Annotated in this window: 15 protein-coding genes and 1 tRNA gene; 11 read left to right on the plus strand and 5 right to left on the minus strand. The window is 72.5% G+C overall.

What is annotated here, in order from left to right; all coding sequences use genetic code 11:
* Nucleotides 1-75 precede the first annotated feature (75 nt).
* Nucleotides 76-387, plus strand: a complete 312-nt coding sequence (locus tag L2K70_RS11255; RefSeq protein WP_236401931.1) for a helix-turn-helix domain-containing protein — start codon at nucleotides 76-78, stop codon at nucleotides 385-387.
* Between the two features lie 723 nt (nucleotides 388-1,110).
* Nucleotides 1,111-1,186: transfer RNA gene (locus L2K70_RS11260), tRNA-Arg, on the plus strand.
* A gap of 80 nt (nucleotides 1,187-1,266) precedes the next feature.
* On the opposite strand, the gene L2K70_RS11265 is transcribed toward L2K70_RS11260, so the two are convergent.
* On the minus strand, nucleotides 1,267-2,142 hold the full coding sequence (locus L2K70_RS11265) for a DICT sensory domain-containing protein (protein WP_236401932.1): 876 nt from the start codon (nucleotides 2,140-2,142) through the stop codon (nucleotides 1,267-1,269).
* A gap of 242 nt (nucleotides 2,143-2,384) precedes the next feature.
* Between L2K70_RS11265 and L2K70_RS11270 the strand changes: the two genes are divergently transcribed.
* Genes L2K70_RS11270 through L2K70_RS11300 form a run of 7 tightly spaced genes read left to right on the plus strand, consistent with a single transcriptional unit; the run spans nucleotide 2,385 to nucleotide 8,847 of the window.
* Nucleotides 2,385-3,035 carry an HAD family hydrolase gene (locus tag L2K70_RS11270; RefSeq protein ID WP_236401933.1) on the plus strand — a complete coding sequence of 217 codons (651 nt, stop codon included), beginning with the start codon at nucleotides 2,385-2,387 and terminating at the stop codon, nucleotides 3,033-3,035.
* On the plus strand, nucleotides 3,032-4,258 hold the full coding sequence (locus L2K70_RS11275) for a sedoheptulose 7-phosphate cyclase (RefSeq protein WP_236401934.1): 1,227 nt from the start codon (nucleotides 3,032-3,034) through the stop codon (nucleotides 4,256-4,258). The genes L2K70_RS11270 and L2K70_RS11275 overlap by 4 nt, the downstream gene beginning before the upstream one ends.
* A 38-nt stretch (nucleotides 4,259-4,296) precedes the next feature.
* Nucleotides 4,297-5,088 carry an O-methyltransferase gene (locus L2K70_RS11280; RefSeq protein ID WP_236401935.1) on the plus strand — a complete coding sequence of 264 codons (792 nt, stop codon included), beginning with the start codon at nucleotides 4,297-4,299 and terminating at the stop codon, nucleotides 5,086-5,088.
* Entirely contained in the window at nucleotides 5,085-6,395 is a 1,311-nt protein-coding gene (locus L2K70_RS11285) for an ATP-grasp domain-containing protein (RefSeq protein ID WP_236401936.1), read from the plus strand. The genes L2K70_RS11280 and L2K70_RS11285 overlap by 4 nt, the downstream gene beginning before the upstream one ends.
* A 1-nt stretch (nucleotide 6,396) precedes the next feature.
* Complete coding sequence (locus L2K70_RS11290) at nucleotides 6,397-7,506, plus strand: D-alanine--D-alanine ligase family protein (RefSeq protein ID WP_236401937.1); 1,110 nt, start codon at nucleotides 6,397-6,399, stop codon at nucleotides 7,504-7,506.
* The gene (locus L2K70_RS11295; protein WP_236401938.1) at nucleotides 7,503-8,288 is read left to right on the plus strand and encodes a TauD/TfdA dioxygenase family protein; all 786 of its coding nucleotides are present in this window, start codon (nucleotides 7,503-7,505) and stop codon (nucleotides 8,286-8,288) included. Before L2K70_RS11290 ends, L2K70_RS11295 begins: the two co-directional genes overlap by 4 nt.
* A 22-nt stretch (nucleotides 8,289-8,310) precedes the next feature.
* Nucleotides 8,311-8,847 carry a hemerythrin domain-containing protein gene (locus tag L2K70_RS11300; RefSeq protein WP_236401939.1) on the plus strand — a complete coding sequence of 179 codons (537 nt, stop codon included), beginning with the start codon at nucleotides 8,311-8,313 and terminating at the stop codon, nucleotides 8,845-8,847.
* Between the two features lie 6 nt (nucleotides 8,848-8,853).
* Here the strand turns inward: L2K70_RS11300 and L2K70_RS11305 are convergent, their stop codons facing one another.
* Nucleotides 8,854-9,900 (minus strand): GNAT family N-acetyltransferase, encoded by a 1,047-nt coding sequence (locus L2K70_RS11305; protein ID WP_236401940.1) that lies wholly within the window; start codon nucleotides 9,898-9,900, stop codon nucleotides 8,854-8,856.
* A 125-nt stretch (nucleotides 9,901-10,025) separates the two neighbouring features.
* On the opposite strand from L2K70_RS11305, the gene ldt-CoaP reads away from it, so the two are divergent.
* Both ldt-CoaP and L2K70_RS11315 read left to right on the plus strand, forming a co-directional pair.
* Nucleotides 10,026-10,823: a L,D-transpeptidase gene (ldt-CoaP, locus tag L2K70_RS11310; protein WP_236401941.1), complete on the plus strand. Its 798-nt coding sequence runs from the start codon at nucleotides 10,026-10,028 to the stop codon at nucleotides 10,821-10,823.
* Between the two features lie 17 nt (nucleotides 10,824-10,840).
* Complete coding sequence (locus tag L2K70_RS11315; protein WP_236401942.1) at nucleotides 10,841-11,731, plus strand: hypothetical protein; 891 nt, start codon at nucleotides 10,841-10,843, stop codon at nucleotides 11,729-11,731.
* 102 nt (nucleotides 11,732-11,833) lie between these two features.
* On the opposite strand, the gene speB is transcribed toward L2K70_RS11315, so the two are convergent.
* The 3 genes from speB to L2K70_RS11330 are packed head-to-tail and all read right to left on the minus strand — an operon-like array spanning nucleotide 11,834 to nucleotide 14,923.
* On the minus strand, nucleotides 11,834-12,844 hold the full coding sequence (gene speB / locus L2K70_RS11320) for an agmatinase (RefSeq protein ID WP_236401943.1): 1,011 nt from the start codon (nucleotides 12,842-12,844) through the stop codon (nucleotides 11,834-11,836).
* Nucleotides 12,845-12,872: 28 nt separating this feature from the next.
* On the minus strand, nucleotides 12,873-14,363 hold the full coding sequence (locus tag L2K70_RS11325) for an MFS transporter (protein WP_236401944.1): 1,491 nt from the start codon (nucleotides 14,361-14,363) through the stop codon (nucleotides 12,873-12,875).
* Complete coding sequence (locus L2K70_RS11330; protein ID WP_236401945.1) at nucleotides 14,360-14,923, minus strand: TetR/AcrR family transcriptional regulator; 564 nt, start codon at nucleotides 14,921-14,923, stop codon at nucleotides 14,360-14,362. Before L2K70_RS11330 ends, L2K70_RS11325 begins: the two co-directional genes overlap by 4 nt.
* Nucleotides 14,924-14,984: the final 61 nt, after the last annotated feature.

Below are 14,984 nucleotides of genomic sequence, written 5' to 3' on the forward strand. Positions count from 1 at the left end.
CAACCTCGTTAGGACGCATTCGTCCTAGACGAATAGCCTCTGGATGGGAAAGCTCGAGATGGATGAAGTGTGCGCATGCCCGCGCCCCCACTCAAGCCACCGATCTCAGACGCCGCCGGGGAGTTCGGCCGCCGGGTTCGCGCCCGGCGTCTCGAGTTGGAGATGAGCCAAGAGGACCTGGCGGAGAGCTCCGAACTCCACTGGAGCTACCTGGGGCAGGTCGAGCGCGGCCAGAACAACCTGACCTTGCACAACATCCTCAAAGTCGCCGCTGCGCTCGACATGGACCCTGGTCGCCTGATGAAGGGCCTGACGCCGCCCCCTTCGCAGCCGGACGCACCCGCGCGGCGCTCACGCGTCAAGGGCCCTCGGCGCCGCAGCACCTGAGGGGGCGGCGGGCGCGTCGCTGCACGCGAGATCGACCGAGGCCCAATAATCGTTAGGACGTTTACCTCTTAACGATGGGTATCTCATGACAACGGCACCTTCATCCCTCGAGGACCTTCAAGTAGCGCTCAGCCTTGACGGCCCGGATGGTCCGAGAGTGTGCGAGTGGAGGGATCACTACGAGTCGTTGGGAGACCAGGGCAGGACGCGACTAAACCTGTGCGTCGATCACCTGCACGCACGCGGGCTGTGCTACTCGTGCGGCCTGTCGGCAGACAGCTTGGTCCGAGACGAGTTCCCGTGGGTGTGCAACGCCTGCGCACCGAACGCCTGACCCGTGCGTCCCATCGACCGCGAGTCGTGACTTCGCCGACCTGCCGGTCGTCAGTCCACGATGGCGGGTGTGCGGGCCTCTGTTCGGGCCTGCACCTGCGCGCCGGCCGTACCGTGGCAGGGCGGGGCGTCGCGGCCGGGGACACCACGCGCATCGGCGGATCCGGTCGCCGGGATGTCGCCTCAGTCGGTGAGCGACCGACACGGCTTCGGCGCTCCACCCGACGAGGCGACGCCCCACCATGAACCCGCCTTGGTGTGGCCGCAGCACCGCCGGTCTCACGCGCAGTCTCACTGGGGTCGAAATGGCACAGTTTGGTAACGACACGAACTGAGACGAACAGTGCACGTGCATGGCCTCTGACCTGCGAAAACACGGGTACACCGTTCGCTTCTGTTCGTCTCGGCCTCGGGAAGCATCTGACTACGGATCAGAAGGTTTGGGGTTCGAATCCCTACAGGCGCGCAGAACGGCTCAACGAGAAGAACCCCACCGGAACGCTTGTCCCGGTGGGGTTCTCGTCGTTCAGGGTTGGCGACGGGCGGCTAGCGCTGCCGCCCGGCCTGGCCCGCGAGTGCCTCGATGGCACGCGCCCAGAGGCGGTCGGAGTCACGCACCGACGTCTCGACCTCCCCGGCGTCGACCAGCACCCGGTCCACCTCGGGCGGTGCCGCGACGCCGGCGCGGCTCGTGATCGCGGTCAGGGCACGTGCGGCCGAGACGACCACCGAGCGACGCGTGCTGAGGAACGTCTCGTAGGTCCGCGGGCCCGACGACGAGGGCACCTCCCAGGCGGACAGGAGGACCGCGAAGCCGGGGGCGAGCGCGACGACGCACCACTCGCGCAGCATGGGCGAGTCCGGAGGCAGGTCGACCAGGACCGGACGTCCGGCGCGGCCGGCTCCCTCCGGGGCCTCCTCGTCGTGGGGCCAGCCGGTGAAGTCCGCCAGCACCACGCACCACGTCGAGGTCCGCGCGAGCTCCTCCCAGCGCCCGCGGGACCTGTCGAACGCCTGGCCGTCCTGGAAGCCGCCCCACACGACGGTCGGCTCTCCCCGGGCCATCAGCTCGTCCTCCATCGCGGTGGACAGCGCGACCAGGGTCCGGTGGTCGAGCCGCATGCGTCGCAGCTCAGGGTGCTCGTCGGCCAGCGTGGCGTGCACCGACGCCCGGTCCGCACCACGCGCCCGGTCGGTGGCGGCCTTGATCGCGACCGCCAGCGTGAGCCCGCGATCGCGGCCGTCGAGGATCTCGCGCACGAGGGAGACGTCGTCGTCGGTGTAGCGGCGGTGCCCCGCCGACGTCCGGACGCCGATCTCCAGCCCGAAGCGCCGCTCCCAGGCCCGCACCACCTCGGGGGTGAGCCCGGTGCGCTCGGCCAGGACCCCGATGCCGAAGCGCGCTGCCGACCCGGACGTCATGGTGGTCCACCGCCTCCCAGGCACGGCCTTCGTCCGGCTCTGGACGACGAGGACAGGGTACGCAGCATCGCGCCGGGTGACCGCCTCGACGAGCAGGTCACCCCAAGGGGTCAGGTGCAGGGGATCGGCCCTTGTCCGGCCCCGGTGACGCCGTTATACACGTCGTACAGGTTCTTGTTCGGATTCTCCGCCGCCGTCGGCGGCTCGGACGAACGGGACGTCGACTACAGAGAGGCACCGCCTTGACCGCCATCCTGTTCGGCTCGATCAGCACGCTCGCCGACACCTCCGAGATCCAGCGCGACGCCTTCAACCAGGCGTTCGCCGAGCACGGCCTCGACTGGACGTGGGACCGGGAGACCTACGCCGGTCTCCTCGACTCCAACGGAGGCCGCGACCGTGTCGCGTCCTACGCCGCGGAGCGCGGGGAGGACGTCGACGCCGACGCCGTCCACGCCACCAAGTCGCGCATCTACCAGGAGACCCTCCGCTCGACCGACGTCTCGCCGCGCGAGGGCGTCGCCGAGACGATGCGGGCCGCCAAGGACGAGGGCCACCAGCTCGGCCTGGTGACCACGACGTCGGCCGACAACCTCGCCGCGCTGCGCGACGCCCTGAGCGGCAAGGTCGACTTCGACGACTTCGGCGTGGTCGTCGACCAGTCCCAGGTGTCCGAGCGCAAGCCGGACCCCGAGGCGTACACGGTCGCCCTGCGGACCCTCGGGGTGCCCGCCGACGACGCCGTCGCCATCGAGGACAACCTCGGCGGTGTCGAGTCCGCACGTGCCGCCGGCGTCGAGGTGGTCGCCTTCCCCAACGGCAACACGGTGGACCACGACTTCGGGCCCACCCGCCGGGTTGAGTCGGTGAGCCTGGAGGACCTGCGCGCATGAGCGAGATCCTCGACCGGCCCCTCGCCCGCCTGACGGCGACGCCGACGAGCTTCCACGTCGAGGCCTACGAGAAGATCGACTACACCCTCGACTACGTCGACGGGGTCTTCGACCTGGGCAACCCGCAGCTCGCGTCCGCGTTCGCCGGCCAGGAGCGGTGCCTCATGGTCATCGACGAGAACGTGCTGCGACTCCACAGGTCCGCTGCCGAGGAGTACTTCGCCCACCACGGCATCGAGCTCGACGTCGTGCCGGTGCGCATCGCGGAGACCGCGAAGTCGCTGCGCACGCTCGAGGAGATCGTGGACGCGTTCGCCGCGTCCGGGCTCAACCGCAAGGACCGCGTCCTCGTCGTCGGCGGCGGGCTCACCACCGACGTCGCCGGCTTCGCGTGCGCGTCCTACAAGCGCAGCACGGACTACGTCCGCATCCCCACCACCCTCATCGGCCTGATCGACGCCAGCGTCTCGATCAAGGTGGGGGCCAACCACGGCAAGCACAAGAACCGGCTCGGCGCCTACCACGCCAGCAAGCAGGTGCTGCTCGACTTCTCGATGCTGCGCACGCTCCCGGTGGACCAGGTCCGCAACGGCATCGCCGAGATCATCAAGATCGCGGTGGTCGCCCACGGCGGCATCTTCGACCAGCTCGAGAAGTACGCCGAGGAGCTGCTGACCACTTCCTTCGGCCAGGCCGAGGGCGCCGAGCACCTGCGCGAGGTGGCGGACTCGATCACCTACGACGCCATCCGGACCATGCTCGAGCTCGAGGTGCCCAACCTCCACGAGCTCGACCTCGACCGGGTGATCGCGTACGGCCACACCTGGAGCCCGACCCTCGAGCTCGCCCCCGACCCCCCGCTGTTCCACGGCCACGCCATCAGCGTGGACATGGCCTACTCGGCGACCGTCGCCGCCCACCGCGGTCTCATCTCCGAGGGTGACCGCGACCGGATCCACGGTCTCTTCAGCTCGGTCGGTCTCGCGATCGACAACCCGCTCTTCACCGCCGACCTGGTCCGGCGGGCGACGGACTCGATCCTCCAGACCCGGGACGGGCTGCTGCGCGCGGCCGTGCCGGGCCCGATCGGCACCTGCCACTTCCTCAACGACCTGACCGCGGACGAGCTGGCCGAGCTGCTCACGGTCCACAAGGAGCTGGCCTCCGGCTACCCGCGCGGCGGCGAGGGCGTGGAGCAGTACACGGCCCCCGAGGTCCGGTGAGCAGCGCCCACGACCAGGCCACGCGATCCCCACGGCCGGTGACGCCCGTGGGGATCGCGGGCGCGCTGCTCGACTCGGTCGTGCGCCGGCTGGACGCGGGCGAGGAGGTGGGCGAGGACCTGATGGGTGACCTGTCCCGCGCACGGGACCTCGTCCGCGGTCTCGACGACTACGTGGCCCGCAGCACGACCGCACCCACCGCCGACCTCGTCGAGCTCGAGCGTCGTACGCGGCATGAGCCGTGGACCGACTCCCCCGGTCCGCTCGAGCAGGAGATGCTGAGCGGCGCGGTGGAGGGCGCGTTCCTGCGGATGCTGGTCGCCGCCACCGGCGCCGTCGACGTCCTCGAGATCGGCATGTTCACCGGGTACTCGGCGCTCGCCATGGCCCAGGCCCTGCCCGACGGTGGCCGGGTGGTGGCGTGCGAGATCGACGACCGCGCGGCCGAGATCGCCCGCTCCGCGTTCGCGCAGGCGCGCGGCGGCGACCGGGTCGACGTCCGGGTGGGCCCGGCAGCAACGACCCTCCGCGACCTCGCCTCGAACGGCGACCGCTTCGACCTGGTCTTCCTCGACGCCGACAAGCCCGGGTACGACGGCTACGTGCGCGACCTGCTCGACCTCGACCTGCTGGCCGAGGACGGGCTGCTCTGCATCGACAACACCCTCATGCAGGGCGAGCCCTGGGCGGCCGGTCCGGGCGGGGCGTCGGCCAACGGTGTCGCCATCACCACCTTCAACCTCGCCCTGGCGGCCGACGAGCGGGTGGAGCAGGTCCTGGTGCCGCTGCGCGACGGGGTGACCCTCGCCCGCCGGGTCCGGCGCCCGTGAGGCCGGCGCTGCGCGAGCGTGCGCGGTCGGTCGCGGCCATCGGTCTGCTGGAGGCGACGCTGCCCCTCAACCTGCTCCTCGTCGGCGCCGCGGTCGCCCGCCGCGGTCCGCACGCCCGCCAGGCGTCGCCGCGACCTCGGACCGTGCTGCTCAGCGGCGGCAAGATGACCAAGTCACTCGTCCTGGCCCGGCTCCTGCACGCCGCCGGCCACCGCGTCGTGCTGGTGGAGACCGCCCGCTACCGGTGGACCGCACACCGCTTCTCCCGCGCGGTCGCGGCCTTCCACGTGGTCCCCGACCCGGGCACGCCGGCGTACGTCGACGCTGTCGAGCGCGTCGTCCGGGCCGAGGGAGTGGACGTGTGGATCCCGGTGTCCAGCCCCGCGTCGAGCGTGCCCGAGGCCGAGGCCGCAGCACGGCTCGGCGACCTCTGCGAGGTCGTCCACCTCGACACCGAGACCCTCCGCCGCGTCGACGACAAGCACGCCTTCGCCGAGATGGCGGCCGCCATCGACCTGCCCGTCCCGCGGACGCACCGGATCACCGATCCCCAGCAGGTCCTCGACTTCGACTTCTCGGCGCACCCCGGCCCGTGGGTGCTCAAGAGCATCCCCTACGACCCGGTGCTGCGGCTCGACCTCACGCCGCTGCCACGTCCGACGGCCGAGGAGACGGCGGACTTCGTCCGCGGCCTGCCGATCTCCGCGGAGCACCCCTTCATCCTGCAGGAGCTGCTGGAGGGCACCGAGTGGTGCACCCATGGGACGGCGCGGGGAGGCAGGCTGCAGGTGTACGTCTGCTGCCGCTCGTCCGCGTGGCAGCTCACCTACGAGCACGTCGAGCACGCGGGCGTGCGCGCGTGGGTCGAGCGGTTCGTGTCGGACTACGGACTGACCGGCCAGGTCTCGTTCGACTTCATCGAGGGAGCCGACGGCGTGGTTCGCGCCATCGAGTGCAACCCGCGCGCGCACTCGGCGATCACCCTGCTGGCCGGACGGCCCGAGGTGGCGGCCGCGTACCTCGAGGACGACGCCCCGCCGGTCGAGCCTGCGGTCGGCGGCGCACCGACGTACTGGCTCCACCACGAGCTGTGGCAGTCCGTCCGGCACCCGGCCAGTGCGCCCGGCCGCCTGCGCACCGTGCTCCGCGGCGACGAGTCCGTCCTCGACGGCCACGACCCGTTGCCGTTCCTCCTGCTGCACCACCTCCACCTGCCGTCGCTGCTGTGGCAGAACCTGCGTCGCGGCCGACCCTGGCTCAAGATCGACGTCAACATCGGCAAGCTCGTCGAGCCGGCGGGGGACTGACGTGCGGCTGCTGCACCTGACCGGCTCCGCCGTCGACCCTCTCCTGGACGACGTCTCGCGCCTCTACGCCCGCGGCTGCCTCGACGCCGTCGGCACCCTCGAGGGCCTCGAGCACGTCGTCGCGCACGTGTCGCCGGGCGGCGCCTGGCGGTTCCCCGCCGCCCTCGACGACGCCTCCCTGGCGCAGGCACCTGCACTGGACCTGGGACAGGCGGTGGACCGGCTCGCGACGCTCGGCATCGACGCCGCACTCCCCCAGATGTTCTGCCGCCCCGGGATGACCACCTACCGCGGGCTGCTCGAGCTGCTCGACATCCCCTACGTCGGCAACCGGCCGGACACGATGGCGCTGGGGGCCGACAAGCCGCGCGCCTCCGCCGTGGTGAAGGCCGCGGGCGTCGCCGTCCCGGACTCGCAGGTGGTGCTCGCCGGCGCCTCCGTCGAGACGCTCGCGATCGACCTCCCGGTGGTCGTCAAGCCGGCCGACTCCGACAACTCCCTCGGCGTCCGGCTCGTGCGGGCCGCCGCCGAGTGGGACGACGCGGTGCGCGAAGCGGCGCAGCACGCGACAGGCGGCCGGGTGCTGGTGGAGTCCTACGTCGAGCTCGGACACGAGGTCCGGTGCGGTGTGGTGCAGCACGGCGACACGCTGCGGTGCCTGCCCCTGGAGGAGTACGCCGTCGACGCCGAGCACAAGCCCGTGCGGGACCACGACGACAAGCTGCGCCGCGACGACGCGGGCGACCTCGGCCTGGTGGCCAAGGACGCCGACCACGCGTGGGTGCTCGACCCCGACGACCCGGCCACCGCGGGGATGACCCGGGCGGTCCAGGACGCGGCCCTGCTCGCCTACGACGCCCTCGGCTGCCGCCACCACGGGTTGTTCGACTTCCGGGTCGACCCCGGCGGGACGCCGTACTTCCTCGAGGCCTCGCTCTACTGCTCCTTCGCCCCGTCGTCGGTCGTGGTCACGATGGCGCGGGCCGCGGGGCTGGCGCTCCCCGACCTGCTCACCAGCTCGCTGGCGCTCGTGGCGACTCCTCCGGGGACTCCCGGACCCGACCAGCACCTCGCCCCCGCGACCCCTCCACGGAAGGACCCGACCCGATGAGGACCGACCTGCTCCACCCGGCCGGCGTACGGATCACCGGCATCCGCATCGCCGACGACCCGACCGCCCTGGCAGGCGTGCTGCCCGGCCTGCTCGCGGACCACGGGTTCGCGGTGCTGCCCGACCAGCCGCTCGACGACGACGAGTTCCTGGCGTTCCTGAAGGGGTTCGGCGACCTGACCTTCACGGCCGGCGAGGAGCACCTCGAGGGGCACCCCGACCTCAACGTCATCAGCAACGTCGGCCGGTGGGGCACCGACGCTCCGCCGAGGAGCTCGTTCCACGTGGACACCAGCTACGTCGCGCAGCCACCGGCGTACACCGCACTGAGGGCGGTGACCGTGCCCGCGCAGGGCGGCGCCACCCAGTTCACCGACCAGTACCACGCCGCCGACACGCTCCCCGACGACCTGCGCAGCCGCGTGGAGGGCCGCACCATCACGCACGTCGTGACGGGTGTCGACCCGGTCGAGGGCGAGTCGTCCGCCGACCACCCCGTGCTGCGGCCGCACCCGCTGACCGGCCGCACGGCGCTCTTCCTCACCACCCCGGCGAGGTGCGCCGCGGTCAGCGGGCTCGACCCGGAGGAGTCCGAGGAGCTGGTCCGCCTCCTGTTCGAGCACTCGACCGCTCCGGACAACGTGGTGTCGCACCGGTGGGCCCCCGACGACCTCGTGATCTGGGACAACGCCGCCGTGATGCACCGCGGGGACCACGACGGCGTGGTCGGCGATCGCGTGATGCACCGCGGCATGGTGCGAGCACACCCCACGGCCGGCTGAGGACTCCGCCTAGGCTCTGCCCGTGCCGATCGACGACGCCACCCGTCCGCGCGTGGCGGGTTCCATCGAGCTGACGCCCGGCCAGAAGGTCGGCGGTCTCCACCTGAGACAGATCCACGACCACTTCCGCCAGCAGCTCGAGACGATGACCCGGGCGGTCGAGGCGGTCCGCGACGGGACCGGCGAGCTCGACGCCGTACGAGCCGGGGTGCACGGCCTCGCTCCGGCACTGACCGCGCAGCAGGCGGCCGGGCTCTGCCGGCAGGTGTGCACGATGCTGACGATGCACCACTCGATCGAGGACCAGGCGATGTTCCCGGCGGTCGCGACGCTCGAGGACTACGCCCCGGTCGCGGCGCGGCTGGCCGAGGAGCACCTGGTCATCCACGACCACCTCGAGAAGGTCGACGGCCTCGCCGTCGCGTCGTACTCCGACTCCTCGCGCATCGCCGACCTGGTCGAGGCGGTCGCCGAGCTCCGGTCCGACCTGGAGTCGCACTTCACCTACGAGGAGACCGAGATGGCCGAGCCCCTCGGCCTGCTCGGGCTCGGCGTCTAGGGCGAGTCAGGCCCAGGGAGCGAGCGGCAGGTCCGGCAGCCGGACGTCCGGGTGGTCGCGCACGACCACCTCGAGGGTGGTGCGCGGCAGCCAGCGGGGCGAGGCCAGCATCGCGGTGAGCGGACCGTCCGGCGCCGTCATCGTGACGAGGCTGCTGGTGCGGTCGCGCCACTGCCAGCGCGCCACCTGCCAGAGATGACGGGCCGCGGCCTCGTCGCGCACGAACGGCATCCGGACGTTGCCGTTGCGCATGCGGCCGTCGGCGGGGACGACGTGCAGGAAGCGGTTGGCGAACCGGATGCTCGCGGGCATCGAGACGATCTCGAGGCTCTGCACCCGGCCCTCGTCCTGGAGGCCGATCCCGGCGAGCAGCCGGCCGGCCGGGTCGACCGCGACCAGGTAGTCGTGGACGCGGTCACCCTCGACCGTGGCCGCGAGCCACCGGGACAGCTCCGGCGCGTCCGTGACCGGCGCGAGCGCGTGCTGCCGCGCGGCCTCGCGGACGGCCGCCGCCACCTCGTCGAGGTCGTCCGCGGTCGCCGCGCGCACCGTGACCGTCGGGTGCGGCGAGGGTGCGCGACGCGGCGGAGGTACGGGGGTGACGTGCACCCGGCCCAGCACTCGGTCGCACCACCGTCGAGCGCTCGCCATCGAGGGCGCGTTGCCTGCCTGGATCGCGGCCGCGACGACGGCGGGCGCGTCGAGACGGTCCACCTCGCCCAGCCGTGCCTCGGTGAGCCGGCGGGCGATCCCGCGCCGGCGCCAGTCGGGATCGACGCTCAGGCCGTGCAGCCACGCGAGTCGGACGACCTCCTCCCCCGCCGCCACCCGGGAGAGGTGCAGGGAGGCCTCGCCGACGACGGCGCCGTCCGCCTCCGCGACCCACGACATCGACCCGGGCCGGCGGACGCGCGCCGCCTCCTCGTCGCTGACGCGGTGGACCGGCCGGAAGGCGACACGACCGCCGTCGGCCGACCGCTCCCGCAGCGCGTGCACCTGCTGCTCGTCACCGTCGCGCCGGGGACGCACCACCACGGTGTCGTCGGCATCCATGGACGCACCCTAGGACCGGTCCCGGGCGCCGGTCCGACCACCGTCGGGACCGATCGAGATTTTCGTGTGTGACAACCGTTACCAACGGGTGACTTCGTCGTTGATCACGTCGGGAGGAGGGACCCATGACCGATCGACAGCCCAGCCAGACCGCCGGCTCGCGCACCACCAGCGCGCTGCTGCTCGTGGTCGTCGTCGCGGTCATCGCGGCCCTCACGTCGTGGGGCAACCAGCCCCGGGACCGCCGTCCCGTCGCGGACGTCGACCTGACCAAGCTGGTCGCCTCGACCACGAAGGCCAAGCTGCCGCGCGCACCGATCGACCCCGACCCGACGGGCACGACGGACGGCACGGTCGTCCACCCGCGCCGCGTCCTCGCGGTCTACGCCGAGCCCGGCCGCAAGCCCTTCGCCAAGGTCACGCCGACGCAGATGAACGACACCTGGCTCCCGGTGGTCGAGCAGCGCAAGGGCTGGACCCGCGTGCTGCTGCCCTCGCGCCCCAACGGATCGGTCGGGTGGGTGCGCACCGCGCAGCTCGTCGAGAAGCACACGCCGTACGTCGTCCGCGTGCACGTCGGCTCGCGCCGCATGGAGCTCGTCCGTGACGGCGCGACGGTCGGGGAGTGGCCGGTCGCCGTGGGGGCGCCGGCCACGCCCACCCCGACGGGCCGCACGTTCCTGCTCGGCTCGATCGTCGACGAGGGGCAGGGCTTCTCGCCCCTGATCCTGCCGCTCGGCACGCACAGCGACACCCTCGACACCTACGGCGGCGGCCCCGGCACTGTCGCCCTCCACGGCTGGCCGGACACCTCGGTGTTCGGCAAGGCCGTCAGCCACGGCTGCGTCCGTGTGCCTGCCGACGCCCTCGACCAGCTCAGCAACGTGCCGCTCGGCACCCTCGTCCTCATCGATCAGCAGTGAACCAACGGGAGAACACCATGCGCACCTCACTCCAGGCAGGCAGCACCGGCCTCGCGATCGCTGCGGCGGCCCTGCTGGTCGTCACGTCGACCACCGCGAGCTCGGAGACGGTCTCCAGCTCGTCGGCGTACGGCGCCTCGGTCGGCGGTACCCCCGGCCAGCCGGCGGTGGCGTCCGACGGCACCAGCACCCAGACGGGCGGCGGGTCGCTCCCCGCCCAGCTCGGCCCGCTCGCCGCGGGCGGTGTGCTCGAGGTCAGCGCCGGCAACGACACCGCGTCGGCCGCCGTCACCGACCTGACCCTGGGCAGCGCGCTCGCCCAGCTCCCGCCGGAGGTCAAGGACGGCATCGCCCAGCTCAACCAGGTGTGCACCGGCCTCGGCCAGGCGACGCCGGCCAACCAGGTGCTGACACCGCTCAACGACGCGATCAACCAGGTGCCCGGGCTCGGCACCGTCGTCGAGATCCCGACGGTCGAGGCCGCGCAGACCTTCTGCAACCAGCTGGTCGACACCGACATCCTCGACCTCGCCACCCTCGGCACGCTGAAGACGCAGTGCACCGACCAGACCGGCACCGTCACCCTGAGCGACGTCAAGGTGCTGGGCGCCCCGCAGCCGGTGCTCGCCGGCGAGGTGGCGCCCGAGACGCAGCTGCTCCCGCCGGAGCTGGCTGCGGTCGCCAGGATCACCCTCAACCACCAGGTGCGCGACGGTGAGAACTTCACCGTCGAGGGCCTGCGCCTCGAGGTCGGCGGCCAGACCGTCGCCGTCCTCGCCTCGGCCACCTGCGGTGGTCCGATGGCCCAGCCCGCCGTGCAGCAGGCACCGGCCAAGCCGACCAAGAAGCCGACCAAGCAGGCGCCGCGGCCCACCCCGGTCAAGACCTCCGCTCCCGTCACAGGCTGACCCTGGGCTCCGCTGGTCGAGGAAGGACGCAGTCCTGTCGCGAGACCACGGAGATCGGTCTCGTGACAATCGCTGCGCGACCTCTTCGACCAGCGTCAGGCGTCAGCGGTCCAGCAGGGGTCGGGCCGGGTCCCACGTGGTGCCGTCGGCCTCGTCGCGCCGCTTGCGGGCGATCGCGGACAGCGCCTCGAGGACCACGCGGTTGGCGAGGGCGGCCGTGATGTCGGCGTGGTCGTAGGGCGGGCTCACCTCCACCACGTCGACCCCGACGACGGGCAGCTCCAGGCAGATGCGTCGTACGGCGTCGAGGAGCTGGCGCGCCGACAGACCACCCGGCTCGGGAGTGCCGGTGCCGGGCGCGTGGCCGGGGTCGCAGACGTCGATGTCGACGGACAGGAAGACGCCGTCGCACTCGTCGGTGGCGATCGTGAAGGCCTCGGTCAGGCAATCCTCGAGGCCGCGGTGGACGATCTCGGTCATCTCGTAGGACCGCATCCTCTCGGCGGCCATCCAGTCGAGGGTCTCGGGGCCGGGCCAGTAGCCGCGCAGCCCGACCTGGAGGAACCGGTCGCCGCGCAGCGCGCCGGACTCGATGAGCCGTCGCATCGGCTGACCGTGCCCCCACAGCGAGCCGAACTCGATGTCGCCGGTGTCGGCGTGCGCGTCGAAGTGGATCATCGAGACGCGGCCGTGGCCGACCACGTTGGCCACTCCCTTGGCGTCCGGGAAGGCGATCGAGTGGTCGCCACCGAGCACGACCGGGATGGCACCCGCCCGGGCGACCTTCTCGACCGCGGCCTCGAGCACGCCGAGCGCGCGCTCGATGTCGCCGGGTGGCATCTCGACGTCGCCCGCGTCGACCACGCGGAGGTCCTGGAGGCCGTCCGTGCGCAGCGCCAGCGAGGGCCGCGAGCCGTCGTGGGGCAGGTAGTCGGTCATCCGGATGGCCTGCGGCCCGAACCGCGTCCCCGGCCGGTGCGACGTACCTCCGTCGAACGGAGCGCCGACCACGACGACGTCCGCACCAGCATAGGTCGACTCGTCGTCGAGGTCGCAGGCGGGCACGCCCAGGAAGGTGATGTCGGGACCGAACTGAGCGCCGTAGCGAGCCATGGCGTGACTCTAGGGCCAGTCGTCCCGGTCAGTGCTGCGAGTCGCCGAGGCTGAGGTCGTCGGGGACCAGGCGCCAGACGGCGTACGCCGCCAGCAGGGCGAGGACGGCACTCACGGCGCCCAGCGAGGCGAAGGCGGTGACGAAGGCGTCGCTGGCGTCGGCAAACCACGGACCGCCCGTCGCGCCGGCGAGCGACTCGGTGACGTCCGGGCCGACCCCGTCCGGCAGGCCGGCGCGGTAGACCGCGCCGACCAGGCTGCCGAAGAACGTGATGCCGAGGACCGCACCGAGCTCGTAGGTGATCTCCTCCAGCGCTGCCGCCGAGCCGGCCTGGTCGTCGGTGGCGGCGCCCATGATGAGGGCGGACCCCAGGCCGAGGGCCGAGGTGCCGAGCCCCACGATCGTGAAGGCCAGCACCACGAACGGGTAGGTCGCCGGCAGGACGGCGAGCAGCGCGAGGCCGGTCGCCAGGACGACGAGTCCGCCGGCGAGCACGATCCGCGGGCTCGTCCGCTCGGCCAGGCCCGGGGCGAACGGCGAGGCGACCATCGCGCCGACCGCCATCGGCAGCAGGGCGAACCCGGCGCGGAGCGGGCTCATCCCCTCCGCCAGCTGGAGCCACTGGCTGCCCACGAAGAGCACGGCCGCCATCGCCGCGCTGCTCGCGAGCGCCGCGACGACTCCCGCGCGGAGCACCGGGTGCCCGAACAGCCGGACGTCCAGCATCGGCCGGTCCGAGCGCAGCGAGAGCCGGGCGAACGCCGCCAGGAGCGCGACGCCGAGGACGAGCAGCAGCACCGTCGCGACGCTCGGCCCGTGCTTGCCGAGCTGCTTGGCGGCGTAGACGAAGGCGGTCAGGCCGCCGGCCGACGTGAGCACGCCGACGACGTCGATGCGCCCCGGCCGCGTCGAGCGGTTCTCGCGGAGCAGCCAGAGCGCGAGCGCGATCGCGACCACCATCAGCGGCACGTTGACCAGGAACGCGGAGTGCCAGCTGAAGGACTCGAGCAGGGCACCGCCGACCACGGGGCCGACGCCCGCGCCCAGCGCCGCGGTCGCACCCCACACGCTGAGGGCCAGGGTCCGCTCGCGCGCGTCGTCGAAGATCGAGCGGATCAGCGAGAGCGTCGACGGCATCACCATCGCGCCACCCACGCCGAGCAGGGCGCGGATCGAGATCACCGCGGCGGCGCTGTCCGCCCACAGCACGGCGACCGACCCGACGGCGAACGCGGCGTAGCCGGTGACGAGCATCCGCTTGCGTCCCCAGCGGTCGCCGAGGGCCGTGACCGGGATGAGGAGCCCCGCCAGGGCGAGGGCGTAGGCGTCCACCACCCACAGCTGCGAGACCGCGCCGAGGCGGAGCTCTGCGGTCATCGCGGGGAGCGCGACGTTGAGGATCGTCATGTCCATGACGACGACGAGGAGGCTGGCCGCGAGGACGGCGAGCGCCCACCAGCGCCGCGGGTCGGCGGCAGTGCGGGCGGACGAGGTGGTGGGGACGTCGGTGGCGGTCATGGTGAGGTGACTCCGGCGAGCAGGGTGGACAGGACGAGGTGGGCCACGTCGCGGCGGGCGACGTCGCCGAGGCGGACGGCCTCGCGGCCGGCGACGAGCTGGCCGTAGATCGTGTGGCCGAACCAGCGCAGCGGCAGGTCGGTCCGCAGGACGCCGGCCTCCTGGGCGGCGGCGAAGAGGACGGCCTCGCGGTCGGCCAGCCGCTGCGTGCGCTCGATGAGCTCCGCGTTGGCGAGGATGACGTGGTCGGTGAGGGCGAAGCCGTGGTCGTCGGCGTCGTCGACGTAGCCGAGGACCAACGCCTCGAGCACGGCGCGGATCGCGGCCGCGTCGCCGGTCGCGGCGACCTCCTCGACGGCGACCCCGTCGAGCCTCCGCTCCCACTGGTCGAGCGAGCGGGTGCCCAGCTCGACGAGCAGGGCATCACGCGAGTCGACGTGGCGGTGCAGCGTCGCGCGGCTGACACCGGCGGCGTCGGCGATGGCCGACATCGACGCCCCGGGGTCCCGGTTGAGCAGGCGCTGCGCGGCGCCGAGGACGTCAGTGCGGTCCGCTCCCATGAGTCGCTCCCTTCATGCGACACAACCGTCTCATTTGAGACATGTATGTCGCAACATTGAT

It is taken from the genome of Nocardioides potassii, from assembly GCF_021648885.1.
In the GTDB taxonomy this organism is placed as follows: Bacteria; Actinomycetota; Actinomycetes; order Propionibacteriales; family Nocardioidaceae; genus Nocardioides; species Nocardioides potassii.

Bases quoted from the DNA above. Each gene is read 5' to 3' on its own strand.
- L2K70_RS11275 (WP_236401934.1), top strand. From the start codon at position 3,032: ATGAGCGAGATCCTCGACCGGCCCCTCGCCCGCCTGACGGCGACGCCG.
- L2K70_RS11315 (WP_236401942.1), top strand. From the start codon at position 10,841: ATGCGCACCTCACTCCAGGCAGGCAGCACCGGCCTCGCGATCGCTGCG.
- speB (WP_236401943.1), bottom strand. From the start codon at position 12,844: ATGGCTCGCTACGGCGCTCAGTTCGGTCCCGACATCACCTTCCTGGGC.
- L2K70_RS11255 (WP_236401931.1), top strand. From the start codon at position 76: ATGCCCGCGCCCCCACTCAAGCCACCGATCTCAGACGCCGCCGGGGAG.
- L2K70_RS11265 (WP_236401932.1), bottom strand. From the start codon at position 2,142: ATGACGTCCGGGTCGGCAGCGCGCTTCGGCATCGGGGTCCTGGCCGAG.
- L2K70_RS11305 (WP_236401940.1), bottom strand. From the start codon at position 9,900: ATGGATGCCGACGACACCGTGGTGGTGCGTCCCCGGCGCGACGGTGAC.
- L2K70_RS11325 (WP_236401944.1), bottom strand. From the start codon at position 14,363: ATGACCGCCACCGACGTCCCCACCACCTCGTCCGCCCGCACTGCCGCC.
- ldt-CoaP (WP_236401941.1), top strand. From the start codon at position 10,026: ATGACCGATCGACAGCCCAGCCAGACCGCCGGCTCGCGCACCACCAGC.
- L2K70_RS11295 (WP_236401938.1), top strand. From the start codon at position 7,503: ATGAGGACCGACCTGCTCCACCCGGCCGGCGTACGGATCACCGGCATC.
- L2K70_RS11330 (WP_236401945.1), bottom strand. From the start codon at position 14,923: ATGGGAGCGGACCGCACTGACGTCCTCGGCGCCGCGCAGCGCCTGCTC.